This is a genomic window from Rhizobium vallis, assembly GCF_003985155.1.
In the GTDB taxonomy this organism is placed as follows: Bacteria; Pseudomonadota; Alphaproteobacteria; order Rhizobiales; family Rhizobiaceae; genus Rhizobium; species Rhizobium vallis.
Window position 1 is genome coordinate 125,522 of the sequence record NZ_ML133686.1, and the last position, 18,997, is coordinate 144,518.

The following is an 18,997-nucleotide window of genomic DNA, read 5'->3' on the forward strand; positions in this document are numbered from 1 at the left end:
TAGTCTGTTAACCCTAACAGACCGTTAAGGACTGATTCCTTGCGACCGCCAAAGGACAATCATGGCCCCCTATCAGTTCATCGAAAGACCGACCCCTTTCAACACAAAGGGCGGCTCGACGCTGCCGATCTTTGCCGTCACCCCCGCCCACATCGAGACCGGCACGATCGATCCGATCGCTCTCGATTGGGCGCAGAAGGCTGGGTACAAGGCTGAAAGCGGGTCGTTGCTGCTGATTCCGACGGCCGACGGTCATCTCGGCGGTGCGCTTTACGGCCTCGGCAGCAATCCGTCCGAGCAGCCTTTCATCACCGGCAGGCTCGCTCGCGCGCTGCCGGCCGGCGACTGGCATATCGAGACCGCGCCGCTGACGGCAAATCGCCTGGCTCTCGGCTTCGGGCTCGGCAGCTATCGTTTCGACCGCTACAAATCGGAAAAATCGCCTGTGGCGACGCTGATGATCCCCCGCGATGCCGACGGCGCCGATATCAAGCGTCAGCTCGCCGGCGTCTTTCTTGCCCGAGACCTCATCAACACGCCGACGAACGACATGGGGCCGGAACAGCTCGAGGCCGCTTTCCGGGGCTTGGCCCAGCATTACAAGGCGGAAGTGTCGGTCATCAAAGGCGACGAGCTGCTGAAGCAAAACTTCCCGCTGGTCCATACGGTCGGCCGTGCCAGCGCCGATGCGCCGCGCCTTCTCGAATTGCGCTGGGGCAAAAAGGGCCATCGCAAGGTGACGCTCGTCGGCAAGGGCGTCTGCTTTGATACCGGTGGTCTCGACATCAAGCCGGCCGCCTCCATGCTGCTGATGAAGAAGGACATGGGCGGCGCGGCAAATGTGATGGGCCTTGCCCTGATGATCATGGACGCTAAGCTGAAGGTCGATCTGCGCGTTATCTTGCCCGTCGTCGAAAATGCGATCTCGTCCAATGCGTTCCGTCCCGGCGATATCTACCGAAGCCGCAAGGGCCTGACCGTCCAGATCGACAATACCGACGCCGAAGGCCGTCTGATTCTTGCCGATGCGCTTGCCTATGCCGACGAGGAAGAGCCGGAGCTGCTGATCGACATGGCGACGCTGACGGGGGCTGCCCGCGTTGCGCTTGGTCCTGACCTTCCGCCCTTCTTCACCGACGACGCCAATCTGGCGCATGACCTGACCGAAGCGAGCCTGGAAACGGACGATCCGCTCTGGCGCCTGCCGCTCTATGCCGGCTACGAAAAGGACATTCGCACCAAATTAGCAGACATCACCAATGCGCCAGCCGGCGGCATGGCGGGAGCGATCACCGCAGCTCTCTTCCTCAAACGTTTCGTCAGCAAGGCGAAGAGCTGGGCGCATTTCGATATTTACGGCTGGGCCCAGTCCGAACGCCCGCATTCGCCGGGCGGCGGCGAGGCGCAGGCGATCCGCGCTCTCTTCCACCATATCCGTGAGAGTGTGCGCTGAGGCATGCCACCCGAAAACCATGGGGTGGTCTCGGGCGATCGTTAAAATTTTATTCACCCTGCCGGGCGGCAGTTCCTGCCGCCTCTTGCATGTGTATTGCAACTACCGGAAAATGGAACGTTAGCGTAACGATCTCCGGAGGGGCCGTGCCGATCGAACTGACCGCCTCGCAGGCGCTGGGGCTCTGGCATGGCGTGGCGCTCGATCAGGTCCGCCACGATAACCGCGATTTGACGTTGCGCCAGATGGCGATCCTGCTGCATATCTATCTGGTGCCGCCGCCGCACACGGTGCGGGGGCTCGCCGCCACGCTTGGTGTCACCAAGCCGGTCATCACCCGCGCCTTGGACACGATGGGCGAGATGGGTCTGGTCGACCGCGTGCGCGACGATGCCGACCGGCGTAACGTGCTTGTCAAGCGCACCGTCGACGGTGCGCTCTATCTGGAAAAGCTCGGCGATCTCGTCCGCGATCAAGGCCGCCGGTTGCCGATCTGAAGGGAATGCAAATGACGATGCTCGACCGCCGCCTGCATGCCTATAGGCCGGACCTTGCGGAAGCGGGGCTCGAAGGCAAGGTGAAGGCTTCACGCTTCGTGGAGGGCACGCCGGCCCGCGTCGCCGTTCCGGTCATAGCCCTGCGCCCCGAACCGGACCTTGCACGCGGCATCGATACGGAACTGCTTCTCGGCGAGGACGTCACGGTTTTCGAGCGTGCCGGCGGCTGGTGCTGGGTGAAGGCTGTCTCGGACGGTTATGTCGGTTATGTCGAGGCCGAAGCGCTCTGCGAAGGCAAGCCGACACCGACCCATATCGTCACCGTGCAGCGCACCTTCGTCTATTCGGAACCGGAACTGCGTAAACCCCACAAGGGCATCGTCTCGATGGGAAGCCGCGTTCACATAACGGGCGAGGCGGAAGCGCGCGGCAATCGCTACGTCGTGCTTGAAGACGGAACGGCGATCTTCGCCAAGCACGTCCAGCCGATCGGCGCGCTTGATGGCGCCGATTACGTCGATATCGCAGCCCGCTTCCTGGAGACGCCCTATCTCTGGGGTGGGCGTTCCGGCCTCGGCATCGATTGCTCCGGCCTCGTCCAGCTTGCGATGCTGATGACGGGCAGGAAGGCGCCGCGCGATACCGACATGCAGGCAGCAAGCCTCGGCGTTCCGATCGACCGCGCCGAAATCCGCCGCGGCGACCTGGTGTTCTGGAAGGGACATGTCGCCGTCTTCGAAGACCCGAAAACGATCCTCCATGCTAACGGCCATAGCATGACGGTGGCGCGCGAGAATTTCGAGGCCGCCGTTGAACGCATCGGTTGGCTCTACGAGCAGCCGACCGGCTACCGCCGCCCGATCGTCTGACAGTCCTCGGGGAAGGGATCAGCGGCTCGCCTGGTGTGGGTCGAGAAGATCGCGCAATCCATCGCCGAGCATGTTGAAGCCGAAGACGGCAAGCGCGATGGCAAGGCCGGGCAGGATCGCCAGCCATGGCGCCAGCGCCAGATAGGTCTGCGCATCGGCAAGCATCCGGCCCCAGCTTGGCGCCGGCGGCGCCATGCCAAGGCCGAGGAAACTGAGACCGGCTTCGGTGAGGATTGCGAGCCCGAGCTGGATCGCGCCGTGCACGATGATCTGGCTCATGATATTAGGCAGGACGTGGCGCAGCGAAATGGCCAGGCGCGTGTTGCCGATCGCGCGTGCCGCCGTCACATAATCGCGGCTCCAGGTCTGCAACGCGGTTGCGAGCGTCACGCGGGCAAAGACCGGGATCATGAAGACGGCAATCGCGGTGATCGCGGTGAACCGCCCCGGCCCGAGAAAGGCGCCGAGCACCATCGCCGACAGGATCGGCGGAAGCGCGAAGATGACGTCGCAGATGCGCATCAGCAACGCTTCGAAGGGGCCGCGGACCGCTGCCGCCGAAATGCCGGCGATGGAGCCGAGCGTCCCGCCGATCGCAACCGCGGTGATGGCGATCGACAGCGAATTCCAGCACCCCATCATCAGCATCGAAAGTACGTCGCGGCCGAACTGATCCGTGCCGAGCAGGCCGAAGGCAAGCGGTGGCTGTAATTTGTGGATGATCCGCATTTTCGCAGGCGGCAGCGGTGTCCAGACAAGCGACAACAATGCGACGGCGATCAGCAAGCCGAGGATGACTGCTCCCGAGATCAGGTTTATTCGTCGGCTAAATTTAAAGCGCCGGCGTCGGCTGGCGATTGAGGTGGGAAAGAACGGAGCCATGCTTCATCCCGTCCTTCTCAACCTGGGATCGATCGCGAGATAGGAGAGGTCGACGATGAAATTCATCACGATGACGAGGCTTGCGAAAAACAGCACCACGTCCTGCATTACGATAATGTCGCGCTGCGAGAGCGCCTGAAGAGCAAGCCGCCCGAGGCCGGGCAAGTTGAAGACGTTTTCCACCAGCACCGCGCCGGCGACAAGGAAGGTGAATTGCAGCCCGATCACCGTGAGGATCGGGATGAGCGCATTCGGCAGGATATGTCGCCACAGCACGGCGTTGCGCGAAAGCCCCTTGGCCATTGCGGTGCGGGCAAAATCCTCGTGCGATATATCGAGCACCGCCGAGCGCGCCACGCGTGTCAATACGCCGGCCTGCGGCATTGCGAGCGCGACAGCCGGCATCACAAGTGCCTGCAATGCCGGCAGAAGCCCGGCGCTCCAGCCCGGGAAGCCGCCGGCCGGCATCAACCCGAGCATCGTCGAAAACAGAATGATCAGGAGCAGCGCCAGCCAGAAGGCCGGCACGGCGATGCTGATCTGCGAAAAGAGCGTTGCGATGATATCGAAGACGCCGCCGCGCCGGGAGGCCGCCAACGCGCCGAGCGGCAAGGCGATCGCCACCGAAAGCACGATCGCCATCAGCGCCAGCGGCAGCGTCACCGCCAGCCGCTCGACGATCAGCCCCGCCGCCGGTACGCCATAAGTATAAGACTGCCCGAGATCGCCGGAGAACACGCCGGCCAGCCACTGCGCGTAACGGAGGATCAGTGGCTGGTCGAGCCCCAATTCATGCCGCAGGGACGCCAACGTCTCCGGGCTTGCAGAGGTGCCGAGCATGATCGAAGCGGCGTCGCCGGGCAGGAGATCCATGATGGCGAAGATCAGCAGCGAGACGATCAGAAGCGTGAGGATGAGACCGGCGAAGCGGCGGGCGAGGAGGGTGATCATGAGGTCCACGCTGCCGAGATGGCACGGCGGCTACCGGGGGCATCGGCTGCGAGTTTGGCGAGAACGCCAACCTCACTCTCCGTCATCCCAGGCCTTGAGCCTGGGATCCATGCCATGGCTACTGGTGGATGTGGTGTGGATGCTCGGCTCAAGGCCGAGCATGACGGAGGGCGGAGTGTGCGGAAGGAGCCCTTCACGGCGCTCACGTCAGGAATGCCATTCGCCAGCAGAACCAAACAATGTCCGCCCTGGTTGAACCGACTTGGTGAGGGAGGGAGACGGCTGCGCGCGATATCGGCCAAATGCATGTCGGATGTTCCCTAGCCCCACGTCGTACCAACCATCCCACTGGGGGCCCGCCAGTCTCACTCGTCCCACGAAACCCCAGACAGCACATTGGAAGGAATCGGCTCGTTCTCCCATAACCCCTTGAGGTGTCGGTCCCAGACGCCGAGTTTCGGCATGACGAAGAGGTAGAGCGCTGGCACGTCCTCGGCGAGGATCTTCTGTGCTTCGCCGTAGATCGCATTCTGTTGCGCAGGGTTGGTCGTCTCCTGGACCTTTTTCATCAGCGCATTGAAAACAGGATTCTTGTAATTGAAATAATAGGGGTCCCGCGAATAGATATCGATGTCGAGCGGTTCGGCATGGGCGACGATCGTCATGTCGAAGTTGCGGTCCTTCATGACGTCCTGGACCCATTTCGCTGGAAATTCCGTCGGCTCGATATTCATCGTCACGCCGATCTCGGCAAACATCGCCTGCATCACTTCGGCGCTGCGCGGCGCATAAGCCATCTGCGGCGATTTGATCGTGAAGGTGAAGCCGTTGGGATAGCCGGCTTCAGTGAGCAGCGCCTTCGCTTTCTCGACATCGTAGGGAAGCACGCCGGTCATATCCTGGTAGCCCGGATCGTTCGGCGTGTAGTGGCTGCCGATCACCGTGCCGAGGCCGGACCATGCGCCGTCGATCACCGTCTTGCGGTCGATCGCCATCATCAGCGCCTGGCGGACACGCTGGTCGTCGAAAGGCTTCTTGGCATTGTTCATGCCGGCAACGACCTTGAGCTCGGTATTGCCGACCTTGGTGATGAGCCGTGCATCGCCGTCGAAGGAACTCATCAGTTCGGGTGCCGCAAATTCCGGGAAGGCATCGAGATCGCCGGACTTCAACGCTGCTGCCTGCGCCTGCGGATCGGCAATGAAGCGGAAGGTCACCTTATCGAGCTTGGCGGCCGCATCCTTGTTCCAGTAATCGGCGTTTCTAGCGAGTTCGACCTTGTCGCCCTTCGCCCAGCCGGCGAATTTGAACGGACCGGTGCCCACGGGCGTCACCTTGTCGTCGGCAACTGTCTTCGGCCCAACCATCACCGAGGCCGGCCAGCCGAGCCAGTAGATCAGACTGCCGGTCGGTGCCGAGAGATGCAGCACCAGCGTTTGGGCGTCGGGTGTATCGACCGAGGCGATCGAAGCGAAGAAGCGTTTCTGCGGATTGACCGAATCCGGTCCGCGGGCACGGTCGAGCGAAAATTTGGCGGCGGCGGCATCGAAGACTTCGCCGTCATGGAATTTGACGCCGGTCTGCAGCTTGAACGTATAGGTCAGGCCATCGGGAGAAATCTCCCAGCTTTTCGCCAGCTGCGGCTGGACCTTGCCGGTTTGATCGATGGTTACCAGCCCCTCGAAGACGTTCTGCCAGGTGACTTGGCCGATCGCCACCGGTGCGGCGATCGTCGGGTCGAGGCCGGTCGGCTCGACGCTCATGCCAAGATTGAGGCTGGTCTTCGCCGCCTCGGATGGCGTCATCCCCGCCATCAGGAAGCCGGTCGAAAGCGCTGCCCCAAGGGAAAGTTGCCGGATGAAACGCGCCGAAGGCAGAAGTGAAACCTTGATCATCATGTCCTCTGCCCGGTCGCGCTCGGTGGCGAAGGCCCTTTGCGGAAAAAGCGGCGCTATCTCAGTGTACACATATTCGCGATTTTATGCGCTCAGTGTAGCCGAAAAAGCTACACATCAAATTCACGGACAATGCAAGCCGTAAGCCTCAGTCTTTCGTGTCGGCCCGGCGGTTCGTGCTGTCGTGCATGAACGTCTCGATGAAGTCGATCAGCTTCGTCGCGGCGAAGGACAGCTGCCGGTCCGGTGCGACGCAGAGGTCGACATGGGTGCGTATGCCTTTCCTGCCGGCGAGCGGAATGGCCCTGAGCTGACCCGCTTCGATTTCGCGCCGGACGGTCAGTGCCGGCAGCAAGGTAACTGCTGCGCCGCCGAGCACGAGTTCCTTCAGCATCTCCAGCGAACTCGTGACGAAGACAGGATCGAGGCTTAGCCCCTCCTTCGCAATCAGCGCGTCGAAGGCCTGACGAAAGCCGAAGGATTGTTCCGGCAGCGCCAGTGCGTAGTCGGCGAGCTTTCGGAGGGGTATTTCGGCAAGTGTCGCCGCCGGATGCTGCGGCGTGACGATGAGATCATAGGCGATCTCGGAGCGCAGCCGGACCTTGGTGCCGGAGATGGCAGGCGCAAACAGCGTCACCGCGATATCCGCCTCGGCGCTGCTGACGGCATCAACCGCCTGTCGCGCGCTGGCGATCGTCACGGTAAAGCGCAGTTTCGGATATTTCAGGCTGAATTCCGCAAGTGCCGGCGCCAGCAGATTGGTGACGGTAGCGCCATTGGCATAGATGCTGACATGGCCGCGCTCCAGGCCCTTCAGGTCTTCGATCAGCTGCTGCACATGATCGAGTTCGCGCAGCGTCCGGCCGGCACGAGCGGCGAGCAGTTCGCCCGCCGCCGTCAGCTTGACGCCGCGGGCGCTGCGTTCGACGAGCGGCGCGCCGAAATGATCTTCGAGGTTCTCGATCTGCCGGCTGATCGCCGTCGGCGCGACATTGAGGTTCTCGGCAGCCTGGCGCATCGAATTGGTCCTGACCAGCTCGTCGAAATACATCAGCGCCCGGATCTGCATTCACGTCTCTCCGCCATTCGGCATATTCGATCTGTCCGGGTCCGACCTTATTCAATCAGCCGTGTTCGGGTAGCGGTCACGCCATGCCTTCTGCGCGCCTTCGACCGGAAGGGCGGTTGCCTCATAGACCCCGCGGGCGATCGCCCGTGCCATGACGATGGTGGCGAGGTGGCAAAGCTCCATCAGGCTCGCCATGTCGTCTCTTGGATGCCTGGTCGTCGACGCGGCAAAGACGGTGTCGCCATCGAGCGGCAGGTGCGCCGGCAACAGCGCCCGGGCGAGGCCGTCATGGCCGGCAAGCGAAAGCCGATGCGCTTCGGCCTTCGTCAACTGCGCGTCGGTCACGACAGCGCCGATCGTCGTCGCAGGTCCGCTCATTCCCTTCAGCCGCATCCCGTGATCAGCCGCCGCAGGCATGCCGAGCCCGCCGAATTCGCCGTCTTTTTCGAAGGGGGCTGCCCAGAAATGCGGTCCTTCGCCGATCGTCGCCGAGCCGAGCGCATTGACCGCGACGATGGCCGCGACGCGATGCCCGGCGCTGCTGACGGCACTCGCCGAGCCGAGGCCGCCCTTGAAAGTAGCGGTCGTCGCCCCGGCGCCGGCGCCGACTGTGCCGAGCGCGAATGCGCCCTTGGCGGCGGCCTTCACCGCGGCATAACCCAGGTCACGATAGGGCGAGTGAAGCCCCCAATCCTTGTCGCCGCCGTTCAGGAGATCCATCAGGATCGCTTGCGGCACGATCGGGACCTTGACCGCTCCAACCGCAAAGCCGCGGCCGAGTTCGCGCAGGCCCGCCTGCACGCCGCCTGCGGCGTCGAGCCCGAAGGCGGAGCCGCCCGAGAGCACGAAGGCATCGACTGTATTGACGGTCATCATGCCCTCATTCGCCTGGGAGTAGTATCGCGAGGCGAAGCAGGCTAATGAGTGGCATGCGCGGCATGGCTTTTTCAGCGCCTGTCCTGCGGTTCCCGGTGCCGGGCCTCGATCGTGAAAACGGCTTCTCCGGCTCTCGGCCCGATGCGGAGGTTTTAGAAATTAACGATCATATCAACTGGCTTATAGAGCAGGGAATCACCAGCGAGCATATTGGCGACCTCGTGGCCGGCCTATGCGAACGGCTGATCGCCGAGGGATTTCCGATCTGGCGGGCAAGCATCCGAATGCCGTCCATCCATCCCATGTATCGCGGTATCGCGGCCAATTTCATCAGGGGCGGCGTCACGACCATCGAAATTGCCGAACACGGCATTGCGAGCGAGCGGATCTTCGAGGAGACGCCGATATTCTATCTTTTGAACCGCGGCGAAAGACGAGGGCGATGGAGCCTGGAGAGAGGCGAGGGTCTCGACTATAGCGAGCTCCGCGAATTCGCGCTCGCCGGGGGCACGGATCATGTGATCAGCCTTTTCGAATTCCCGAAAGAGGTTGCGCTGCGCGGGCTCGGTTTTTCGCTGACCAGCGACGTGCCCGGCGGATTTTCCGATGAACAACTGGCTGCTATCGAAGAGCTTTTCCCGGCGCTGGGGCTTGCGGCCTACCGCGTGGCGGCATCAAAGACCGCGACCGATATCCTTGCCGTCTATACGGGCGCCAGGACGAGCGCGCGTATCCTGGCCGGCGAGACCCAGCGGGGGACGGGCGGCTCCATCAATGCCGCGATCCTGCTGGCGGACCTCAGGAATTTCACGGCTCTGACCGAGGTCTATCAGCCCGAAGAGATCGTCGGTTTTCTGAACGAGCATTTCGAGCTGATCGACCGGCATGTCGAAGAAAATTCCGGCGAGATCCTGAAGTTCATGGGCGACAGCGTGCTGGCGATCTTCCCGACGGACGCGGACGATCCGCAGTAGGCCTGCCGGGCGGCACTCGCTTCGGCAAAGAGCCTGCTGAAAGCAAACGAGGCGCTCAATCGCGAACGGACGGGCAATGGCGGCCCCGATATCGGTGTCGACGTCGTGCTGCATCTCGGCGAGGTTTTCTACGGAAATGTGGGCGCCCATGGCAGGCTCGATTTCACGGTGATCGGCAGGGCGGTCAACGAGGCCTCGCGGCTTGAAAAGCTCTGCGGCACGCTCGATCAACCTCTGTTGATGTCGGAGAGCTTCGCGACGACCTGCGCTGCGCCTTGCGAATATCTCGGATCGTTCGAACTGCGCGGGGTTTCGAAGCGGGCTGATGTCTTCAGGCTCGCCGATGCTGCTGAATAACTGCAGTGCTGAAGCGTCCGCTCAGATCTCGCCTGATACTTCGCGGCGGCGGCGGTCGAGCTCTTCGCTGTAGCGGCGCAGCGTATGGCTTTCGCTGAGCTGGCCGACCACCTTGCGTTCGATCAGGTTGTTGACGACGGCGAGCGCTTCGCTTTCGCTCTTGTCGAAGATCGCCGCCGCCTGCCTCGCATTCATCTGCGGCTGCAGGAAGTCGTTGCGGTAACGGACGAAATCGGCAAGCGCCTTGCCTTCGTCCTGGGCGTCGGTCGGATTGGCGTAAATCTCAGGCACCAGCACGAGGCCGGCATATTTTTCGCTCTCCTCGACGAGGATGACCCGCTGGGTCGAACCGATCGGGAAGGCCTTCTTGAACTCTTCCAGCGAGATGCCTGATTTGGCCGTCTTGACGTCTGATCGCATCAGCTTGTCCACCGTCAGGTTGCGGATCCAGCCGACGTCGTGGGCGCTGCGGATGCTTTCACCGCGGAGGTGAAAGCGCCATGTGGCGAAGGAGTAGCCGAAGGTCGAGCGCACGACCAGCGAGGAGGTAATGACGGCGGCGAGCACCAGCGCGGTGATCGGGAAGTCGCCGGTGATTTCGAGCGCGAGAAAGGTCATCGTCAGTGGTCCGCCGATGACGGCGACGGCAAGCGAGCTCATGCCGACCACGGCATAGATGGCGGGCGTCAGGGTCGTCGCGGCGAAATAGGGGCCGCAATATGCAAAGAGCTTGCCGAGCAGTGCGCCCATGAACAGGGAGGCGAAGAACAGGCCGCCCCTGAAGCCGGAGCCGATCGAAATCGCCGAGGCGAGCGATTTCAACAGGAAGAGGCCGATCAGCGCCGGGATCGCGACATCGCGCGACAGGTTGAGATGCAGCGCGCCGTGGCCGGCCGAAAGCACCTGCGGCGAGATCATCGCCAGAAGGCCTACGATGATGCCGCCCAGCGCCGGACGGAAGGCCGGAGCGATCGAACTCTTGCGCGCCACCTCCTCGATGAAGGCGACGCCCTGCATGATGAGGATGCCGACGCCGGCGCAGAAGACGCCGAGCAGCAGTGCGGGCACATAGTCGGCCGGCACGACCGAGCCGAAGCTGCCGATATCGATGGTGAAATCGCCTTCTGCGAGCAACCTTGCGACGAGTGTCGAAACGATGGCGGAAGTGACGACCGGCGTCAGCGACACGATCGTATAAGTGCCGATAATCAGCTCGAAGGCATAGAAGGCGCCGGTCAGCGGCGCGTTGAAGGCGGCGGCGATGGCGCCCGCTGCACCGCAGCCGACAAGAATGCGCAGGTCCGAGCGGCGAAGCTGCAGCTTCAGCCCGAATTTCGAGGCGATGCCGGCGGCAAGCTGGGTATAACCTGCTTCTAGGCCGACCGAGGCGCCGAAACCGTTGGAGATCAGGTTCTGCACGGCGACGATGATGCTGTCGGTCAGCGACAGGCGGCCGCCATGCAGCGCATTGGCCTCGATCGGGTCGACCATCGGCTTCTTGCGCCGTTTCGACAGCACGAACAGCAGGAGGCCGAGCAGCGCGCCTCCGATGACCGGAGCGGTCAGCAGCAGCAGCTTGTCGTCGATGTCAGACGAGCTCAGCCTTTCGCTGTCTGCGATGCCGAAGATCATCTGGTGCAATTCATTCGAGACGAAACTCATGCCGGTGACGGCAAGTCCCGAGGCGATGCCGACGACGGCGCCCGCTAGCGACAAGCCGATTTCGCTGCGTCGCGTCAGGACGCGCAGCCGGCCGGGGTCGAGGAAAACACGCAGCGCGCGGAAACGGCGCCGATCCAATTTCATAAGCATGGCTAGACAACTAGGCAGGGAGAGGCCCGGTCAAGGGCGAAGGCGCAGTCCGCATGCGACGCAATTGCGGCGAAAAGCCGGCGAGGGCGATAAATATTTATGACGTAAGTCTCTGATAAATGACGATAATTTAGGTAGAGTAAGTCGTGTTGGCGCAAGCCCGTCGGCCGGGCGGCCATCCCGCGGTCGCCAAGGCAGGTTGACTTCACCCCTGAGCTTGCCTAACCATCCCAGGCATAACGGATGGTCGGCTGACCATCCTGACATAACGGATGGTTCCGGATCGGCGTTACGCTTTCCGGATGAAAAGGGAATGTGACGAGGCGGACCCAAGCCGGGCGCCTTCATCACAGCCGACCCCGCGACTGTAGAGCGGTCAGGGTCTTCCATCCGGCATCGAGCCCCTTTTGTCCGCATGCAATGGTGCAGGCGGGCGGTATGGGCGATATGCCGGAAAAGCCACTGGAAGTGCATGGTGATCAACCGGGGTCGGACGCCTCTAAATCTACGAATCGTCCACCTTTTCACTGATGCAGCCGGGAAGGCGAGGCAGATCCGCCGGCACGATCAGGGCGACCGGTTTCCGGTCCGCCCCGATCGTGCCGATACCCGCGAGCCAGGAGACCTGCCATCCCGTGCCGGGCGAAAAGCCCAACCCTGGGCAAGAGGCCCGCTGCCAGCACGGAGGTTGTTTTGGCTGAACGATTGAATTCGGCGCTGCCTTCGGTGGTGCGGCTTGCTCCATCTTCTCCCCAATGGGGGTCCGAAGGACGGGTTGAGACCCTGGGCTCAACCCTAGTCAGTGGTCCGAAGGATCAGATGAGGGCGGCGGCACGGCACGCCCTTCATTGTTGCGCATCGCTTGCGCTCAGCGCATTCGCGGCTTGGCCGCTCACCCCCTCAACCGCCTGCCGGCACCTTCTCCCCGCTGAGGAGAAGAGAATCGTTGCAGCGCCTCGCTTCTTGTCATTCCGCAGAGGTTGGAGGGACGGTTTTAGGCCGCGTCTTGCTCCCTCTTCTCCCCAGCGGGGAGAAGGTGGCCCGAAGGGTCGGATGAGGGGGGCGGCACGGCGTGCCCTATCTTATCAAAGGACCGTTTGCGCATGACGGCCTCCCCAACCAGCGCTGTCTTCATCCTCGGCGGCGCCCGCTCCGGCAAATCCCGGTTTGCCGAAAACCTCATCACTGCGACCGGCCTCGAGCGTCATTACATCGCCACCGGCCAGGCTTGGGACGATGAGATGCAGGCGCGCATCGATCAGCACAAGGCTGATCGCGGTCCCTCCTGGAGCACGCATGAAGAGCCGCTCGATCTTGCCGAACGCCTTGCCGCCATCGATGGCGAGGGTAGGGCGATCCTGGTCGACTGCCTGACGCTCTGGCTTACCAATCTGATGATGGAGGGGCGCGATATCGTTGCCCAGTCGGTTGCACTCGCGACCTGGCTGCCGCAGGCGAAAGCGCAGCTCGTTATCGTTTCCAATGAAGTCGGCCTGGGCATTGTCCCTGAGAACCGCATGGCACGGGAGTTTCGCGACCATGCCGGCCGGCTGCACCAGATGATCGCGGCGAAGGCCGGCGAAGTCTATTTTATCGCGGCAGGCCTGCCGCTGAAAATGAAGGGTTAGTTCCATGCAGCAGAAAATTCCCGCAACCGTCATCACCGGCTTCCTCGGCGCGGGCAAGACGACGATGATCCGCAACCTGCTCACCAATGCCGGCGGCAAGAAGATCGCGCTCATCATCAACGAGTTCGGCGATCTCGGCGTCGATGGCGACGTGCTGAAGGGCTGCGGCGCGGAGAACTGCACCGAGGACGACATCATCGAGCTCACCAATGGCTGTATCTGCTGCACCGTCGCCGACGATTTCATTCCGACCATGACCAAGCTGCTGGAGCGCGAGCAGCGCCTGGACCATATCGTCATCGAAACCTCCGGCCTTGCCCTGCCGCAGCCGCTGGTCGCCGCCTTCAACTGGCCTGATATCAGAAGCGAAGTCACCGTTGACGGCGTCATCACCGTCGTCGATAGCGCCGCCGTTGCCGCCGGGCGTTTTGCCGACGACCACGATGCCGTCGATGCGCGGCGCGCCGAGGATGAATCGCTCGATCATGAAAGCCCGATCGAGGAACTGTTCGAGGATCAATTGACCTGCGCCGATCTGATCGTGCTCAACAAGACCGATCTGATCGACGCCGACGGTCTCGGCCGGGTGAAGAGCGAAGTGGCTTCTCGCATCGCCCGCAAGCCCGTGATGATCGAGGCGAGGAATGGCGAGGTGCCGGCAAGCGTGCTGCTCGGCCTCGGTATCGGCACGGAAGACGATATCGTCAACCGCAAGTCCCATCACGAGCTGGAGCATGAAGAGGGTGCGCCGCATGATCACGACGAATTCGACAGTTTCGTCGTCGAGCTTGGCGCCATCGCCGATACATCAGGTTTCGTCGAGAAGCTGAAGGGCATCATCGCCGAGCATGACGTGCTGCGCTTGAAGGGTTTCATCGATGTCTCGGGCAAGCCGATGCGCCTGCAGCTGCAGGCCGTGGGTGCCCGCATCGACCAGTATTTCGACCGGGCCTGGGCGCCTGATGAAGCTCGTAGCACGCGCCTTGTCGTCATCGGCCTGCATGAGATGGATCAGGACGCGGTGCGCAAGGCGATCGAAGCGCTCGTCTGAGGGTAAGACATGCATCTGCTTCTGGCCCAACAGGGAACGATCAGCGACGGGGACGAGGCCATCGACCTCGGCCAGTCGCCGGGCGATATCCTGTTCCTGTCGGCCGCCGACACTGAGCTTGCGGCGATTGCCGCGGCGCATGCCGGCGGTAACGTGGGGCATTCGCTGAGGCTTGCGAGCCTGATGAGCCTGAAGCATCCGATGTCGGTTGATACCTATGTCGAGCGGACGGCGCGGCATGCGAAGCTGATCATCGTGCGGGCGCTGGGTGGGGCGAGCTATTTTCATTATGCGCTGGAGGCGCTGCATGCGGTGGCGGCCCGGAATGGGGCGCTGATTGCGGTACTGCCGGGGGATTCCAAGCCGGATGCGGGGTTGACACCGTTTTCCAATGTGGCGCTGGAGGATCTGAATGCGTTGTGGGGGTATCTGATCGAAGGCGGGGACGCCAATGCGCGGGGTTTTCTTGCCTATGCGGCGGCGATGCTTTCGGGGGCGGAGAAACCGGCGCCGGCTGCGCCGTTGATGAAGGCGGGGATCTGGTGGCCGGGGCGGGGGCTGGTTGGGGTTGAGGAGTGGAAGGAGCTTGTCGGTTCGGTCTTCTCCCCAGCGGGGAGAAGATGCCCGACAGGGCAGATGAGGGGGGCGAACGACGTAAGGAGTGAGCAACAGGAGCACGATGTCGAGGTTTGTGGGGTGGCCCCCTCATCCGACCCTTCGGGCCACCTTCTCCCCGATGGGGAGAAGGGACAGCCAGCACCAACTGTCGCCATCGCCTTTTACCGCGCCCTCGTCCAGAGCGGCGAAACCAAACCCGTCGAAGCCTTGATCAAGGCACTGCAAGCACAAGGCCTCCGCCCGCTGCCGGTCTTCGCCTACAGTCTCAAGGACCCGGTCTCCAAGGGCATCCTCGAAAGCATCTTCTCCGACCTCCAGCCCGAGGTCGTCATCAACACCACGGGCTTTGCCGTCTCCGCGCCTGGCGCCGATCGCGAGCCGACGGTGCTGGAAGCCAATGACGCCGTCGTGCTGCAGGCGATCTTTTCGGCTTCGTCGCGGGAAGCCTGGGCGGCTTCCTCGCAAGGATTGTCGGCGCGAGATCTCGGCATGAATGTCGCGTTGCCGGAGGTCGATGGCCGCGTGCTGTCGCGGGCCGTCTCCTTCAAATCGGCGGCGCGTTACGACGCTGCGGTCGAAGCGAATATCGTTTCCAGCGAACCGGATGCCGGGCGCATGGGCTATGTCGCCGCGCTTGCCGCCAATTGGGCGCGGCTGCGGCAGTTGCCCGCGGCGCAGCGGCGGATTGCGCTCGTCATGGCGAATTATCCGAACCGTGACGGGCGGCTTGGCAATGGGGTGGGTCTCGATACGCCGGCCGGCACGGTCGAGGTGATGCGGGCGATGGAGAAGGCTGGTTATCCCATTGCCGATATTCCCCCCGATGGCGATGCGCTGATGCGGTACCTGATGCTGGGGCCGACCAATTCGGGCTTCGACGGCAAGGTCGTTCGCGAGACGCTTTCCCTGAGTCGATACAGGAGCTTCTTTGTATCTCTTCCCAATCAGATTCAGGATGAAGTAACGGCCCGCTGGGGCGATCCCGAGGCCGATCCCTACCTGCGCGAGGGCGGTTTCGCGCTGCCCTTTGCCCGTTTCGGCGGGCTGCTGATCGGCATCCAGCCGGCGCGCGGCTATAATATCGATCCGAAGGACAGTTATCACTCGCCCGATCTCGTGCCGCCGCACGGTTATCTCGCCTTCTATGCTTTTCTGCGCGAAGAGTTCGGCGCCGATGCCGCCATTCACATGGGCAAGCACGGCAATTTGGAATGGCTGCCGGGCAAGGCGCTGGCGCTGTCGGAGACCTGCTATCCCGAGGCGATCCTCGGGCCGCTGCCGCATCTCTATCCCTTCATCGTCAACGATCCCGGCGAGGGCACGCAGGCCAAGCGGCGCACCGCTGCCGTCATCATCGACCATCTGACGCCGCCGCTGACGCGGGCCGAAAGTTATGGACCGCTGAAGGACCTGGAGGCGCTGGTCGACGAATATTACGAGGCGTCGGGCGGGGATCCCAGGCGTATCCGGTTGCTGTCCCGGCAGATCCTTGATCTGGTTGCCGATATCGGACTCGATCGCGATGCCGGCATTGCCAAGGGAGAGAGCGAAGGTGAGGCGCTGAAGAAGCTCGATGCCTATCTCTGCGACCTCAAGGAAATGCAGATCCGTGATGGGCTGCATGTGTTTGGGGTGTCGCCCGAGGGGCGGTTGCTGACGGATCTGACGGTGGCCTTGGCACGGGTGCCGCGTGGGCTGGGCGAGGGTGGCGATGCGAGTCTGCAGCGGGCGATTGCTGGGGATTTGCTGAAAAACCCCTCCCCAACCCCTCCCCACAAGGGGGAGGGACTTACCCTTGAATTTGCGGCAATCTCCGAGACCAAAGTTGATAGCGAGCCGGCGCGCCCGGCAAGCCCCTCCCACCTGTGGGGAGGGGTTGGGGAGGGGTCTTTCTTCGACCCTCTCGACTGCGACATGGCCGCCCCTTGGGCCGGCCCAAGACCGCCAATCCTCACCGACCTACTCGACGCCCCCTGGCGCACGAGCGGCGATACGGTCGAGCGCATTGAGCTGCTCGCCGCCAAGCTTGTTTCCGGCGAAATCGACTGCCCAACCCACTGGTCCCAAACCAGAGCCGTGCTCGACGAAATCGAAGTCCGCCTCAAGCCCTCGATCCTTGCCTGCGGTCCGGCCGAAATCACCGGTCTGCTCCGCGGTCTCGATGGCCGTTTCGTCTCGCCCGGTCCCTCCGGCGCGCCGACGCGCGGGCGGCCTGACGTCTTGCCGACGGGGCGGAATTTCTATTCGGTGGATAGCCGCGCGGTGCCGACGCCGGCGGCTTATGAGCTGGGCAAGAAATCCGCGGAATTGCTGATCCGCCGGTATGTGCAGGATCACGGCGAGTGGCCTGTCTCCTTCGGGCTGACAGCCTGGGGCACGTCGAACATGCGTACCGGCGGTGACGATATTGCCCAGGCTTTGGCGCTGATCGGGGTCAAGCCGGTGTGGGACATGGCCTCGCGGCGGGTCACCGGCTATGAGATCATTCCACAGGCCATGCTGCGGCGGCCGCGGGTGGATGTGACGCTGCGCATTTCCGGCTTCTTCCGCGATGCTTTTCCGGAGCAGATCGCGCTCTTCGACAAGGCGATCCGCGCCGTCGGCGCGTTGGAGGAGGATGCCGCGGACAATCCGATAGCCGGGCGCATGCGCGGTGAGGCAGCGCGGCTCACTGCCGCTGGGCTCGATGAGAAGGCGGCGGCGAAGCGGGCCGGCTATCGCATCTTCGGGTCGAAGCCTGGCGCCTATGGCGCCGGCCTGCAGGCGCTGATCGACGAGAAGGGCTGGGAGCGTCGGGCCGATCTCGCCGAAGCCTATCTCGTCTGGGGCAGCTATGCCTATGGCGCGGGCGAGGAGGGCAAGGCCGAGCGCGGGGTCTTCGAGGAGCGGCTGCGCTCCATTCAGGCGGTCGTGCAGAACCAGGACAATCGCGAGCATGACCTGCTCGACAGCGACGATTATTACCAGTTCGAAGGCGGTATGGCGGCGGCAGCCGAAGCGCTGGCAGGCGCGCGGCCGGCGATCTATCACAACGATCATTCCAGGCCGGAAAAGCCGGTCATACGCTCTCTCGAGGAGGAGATCGGCCGCGTGGTACGCGGGCGTGTCGTCAATCCGAAATGGATCGAGGGCGTCATGCGCCACGGCTATAAGGGCGCTTTCGAGATTGCCGCGACGGTCGATTATCTCTTTGCCTTTGCGGCGACGACAGGTGCCGTCGGCAGCCATCATTTCGAGGCGGTTTATCAGGCCTATGTCGCCGACCCCAGGGTGCGCGATTTCATGGCCGAAAAGAACCCGGCCGCGCTTTCCGAGATGAAGGGGCGGCTGCTGGAAGCAATCGAGCGCAAGCTCTGGACGCCGCGCAGCAACTCGGCGCAATTCGATCTCAGTGAACGCAACGAAACCAGAAAAAGAGCAGGCAGCCAGCCATGAGTGATGAGCCAGTAGAGACAGCCGAAAAGGACGACGCCCGCCACGCCGAGAAGATGGCGAAGAAGAAGGCCGCCCGCGACAAGATCATGGCAAAGAAGACGGATGAGAAGGGCCTGATCATCGTCCACACCGGCAAGGGCAAGGGCAAGTCTTCAGCCGCTTTCGGCATGATCTTCCGCCATATCGCCCATGGCAAGCCGTCTGCCGTCGTGCAGTTCATCAAGGGTGCGATGTGGACCGGAGAGCGTGACCTGATCGAGAAGCATTTCTCGGATATCTGCCAGTTCCACACGATGGGCGAGGGTTTTACCTGGGAGACGCAGGACCGGGCGCGGGATGTCGCGGCCGCCGGTGCGGCCTGGGAAAAGGCCAAGGAACTGATCCGCGACGAGCGCAATTCCATGGTGCTGCTCGACGAGATCAACATCGCGCTGCGTTACGACTATCTCGATATCAACGAGGTGGTGGAATTCCTGAAGACCGAGAAGCCCACCATGACGCATGTGGTCCTGACAGGGCGAAACGCCAAGGACGAGCTGATCGAGGTCGCCGATCTCGTGACCGAAATGGAACTGATCAAGCATCCCTTCCGCTCCGGGATCAAGGGGCAGCCGGGCGTGGAGTTCTGAT

General features: G+C 62.9%; 12 protein-coding genes, 2 pseudogenes and 1 riboswitch. Of the genes and pseudogenes, 8 read left to right on the plus strand and 6 right to left on the minus strand.

Annotation, left to right across the window (positions count from 1 at the left end):
- The first annotated feature begins 61 nt into the window (after window positions 1-61).
- The 3 genes from EFQ99_RS00650 (at window position 62) to EFQ99_RS00660 (ending at window position 2,819) form a co-directional block, all read left to right on the plus strand.
- Complete coding sequence (locus EFQ99_RS00650) at window positions 62-1,453, plus strand: leucyl aminopeptidase family protein (RefSeq protein ID WP_126918742.1); 1,392 nt, start codon at window positions 62-64, stop codon at window positions 1,451-1,453.
- Window positions 1,454-1,599: 146 nt separating this feature from the next.
- A complete protein-coding gene (locus EFQ99_RS00655; protein WP_126918743.1) occupies window positions 1,600-1,950 on the plus strand; it encodes a MarR family transcriptional regulator in 351 nt (116 codons plus the stop codon).
- A gap of 11 nt (window positions 1,951-1,961) precedes the next feature.
- Window positions 1,962-2,819: a C40 family peptidase gene (locus EFQ99_RS00660; protein WP_126918744.1), complete on the plus strand. Its 858-nt coding sequence runs from the start codon at window positions 1,962-1,964 to the stop codon at window positions 2,817-2,819.
- Between the two features lie 18 nt (window positions 2,820-2,837).
- Here the strand turns inward: EFQ99_RS00660 and EFQ99_RS00665 are convergent, their stop codons facing one another.
- From EFQ99_RS00665 to EFQ99_RS00690, 5 genes and pseudogenes are all read right to left on the minus strand, one after another.
- Window positions 2,838-3,701 (minus strand): ABC transporter permease, encoded by an 864-nt coding sequence (locus EFQ99_RS00665; RefSeq protein WP_126918745.1) that lies wholly within the window; start codon window positions 3,699-3,701, stop codon window positions 2,838-2,840.
- A 3-nt stretch (window positions 3,702-3,704) separates the two neighbouring features.
- Window positions 3,705-4,652 carry an ABC transporter permease gene (locus EFQ99_RS00670; RefSeq protein ID WP_126918746.1) on the minus strand — a complete coding sequence of 316 codons (948 nt, stop codon included), beginning with the start codon at window positions 4,650-4,652 and terminating at the stop codon, window positions 3,705-3,707.
- 365 nt (window positions 4,653-5,017) lie between these two features.
- The gene (locus EFQ99_RS00680) at window positions 5,018-6,547 is read right to left on the minus strand and encodes an ABC transporter substrate-binding protein (protein ID WP_208722704.1); all 1,530 of its coding nucleotides are present in this window, start codon (window positions 6,545-6,547) and stop codon (window positions 5,018-5,020) included.
- Window positions 6,548-6,695: 148 nt separating this feature from the next.
- Window positions 6,696-7,616: a LysR family transcriptional regulator gene (locus EFQ99_RS00685; RefSeq protein ID WP_126918748.1), complete on the minus strand. Its 921-nt coding sequence runs from the start codon at window positions 7,614-7,616 to the stop codon at window positions 6,696-6,698.
- Window positions 7,617-7,667: 51 nt separating this feature from the next.
- A pseudogene (locus EFQ99_RS00690) lies at window positions 7,668-8,489 on the minus strand (P1 family peptidase); the annotation flags it as partial.
- A gap of 245 nt (window positions 8,490-8,734) precedes the next feature.
- Here EFQ99_RS00690 and EFQ99_RS00695 point away from each other — a divergent pair.
- Window positions 8,735-9,823: pseudogene (locus EFQ99_RS00695) on the plus strand (adenylate/guanylate cyclase domain-containing protein).
- Window positions 9,824-9,844: 21 nt separating this feature from the next.
- Here EFQ99_RS00695 and EFQ99_RS00700 read toward each other — a convergent pair.
- Entirely contained in the window at window positions 9,845-11,635 is a 1,791-nt protein-coding gene (locus EFQ99_RS00700) for a chloride channel protein (protein ID WP_126918749.1), read from the minus strand.
- 256 nt (window positions 11,636-11,891) lie between these two features.
- Window positions 11,892-12,282: riboswitch (cobalamin riboswitch) on the plus strand.
- Window positions 12,283-12,738: 456 nt separating this feature from the next.
- On the opposite strand from EFQ99_RS00700, the gene cobU reads away from it, so the two are divergent.
- The 4 genes from cobU to cobO are packed head-to-tail and all read left to right on the plus strand — an operon-like array spanning window position 12,739 to window position 18,996.
- The gene (gene cobU, locus EFQ99_RS00705; protein WP_126918750.1) at window positions 12,739-13,263 is read left to right on the plus strand and encodes a bifunctional adenosylcobinamide kinase/adenosylcobinamide-phosphate guanylyltransferase; all 525 of its coding nucleotides are present in this window, start codon (window positions 12,739-12,741) and stop codon (window positions 13,261-13,263) included.
- A 4-nt stretch (window positions 13,264-13,267) separates the two neighbouring features.
- Window positions 13,268-14,314 carry a cobalamin biosynthesis protein CobW gene (gene cobW, locus EFQ99_RS00710; protein WP_126918751.1) on the plus strand — a complete coding sequence of 349 codons (1,047 nt, stop codon included), beginning with the start codon at window positions 13,268-13,270 and terminating at the stop codon, window positions 14,312-14,314.
- 9 nt (window positions 14,315-14,323) lie between these two features.
- The gene (gene cobN / locus EFQ99_RS00715) at window positions 14,324-18,367 is read left to right on the plus strand and encodes a cobaltochelatase subunit CobN (protein ID WP_126918752.1); all 4,044 of its coding nucleotides are present in this window, start codon (window positions 14,324-14,326) and stop codon (window positions 18,365-18,367) included.
- The gene (gene cobO, locus EFQ99_RS00720; RefSeq protein ID WP_126918753.1) at window positions 18,364-18,996 is read left to right on the plus strand and encodes a cob(I)yrinic acid a,c-diamide adenosyltransferase; all 633 of its coding nucleotides are present in this window, start codon (window positions 18,364-18,366) and stop codon (window positions 18,994-18,996) included. The genes cobN and cobO overlap by 4 nt, the downstream gene beginning before the upstream one ends.
- Window position 18,997 lies beyond the last annotated feature (1 nt).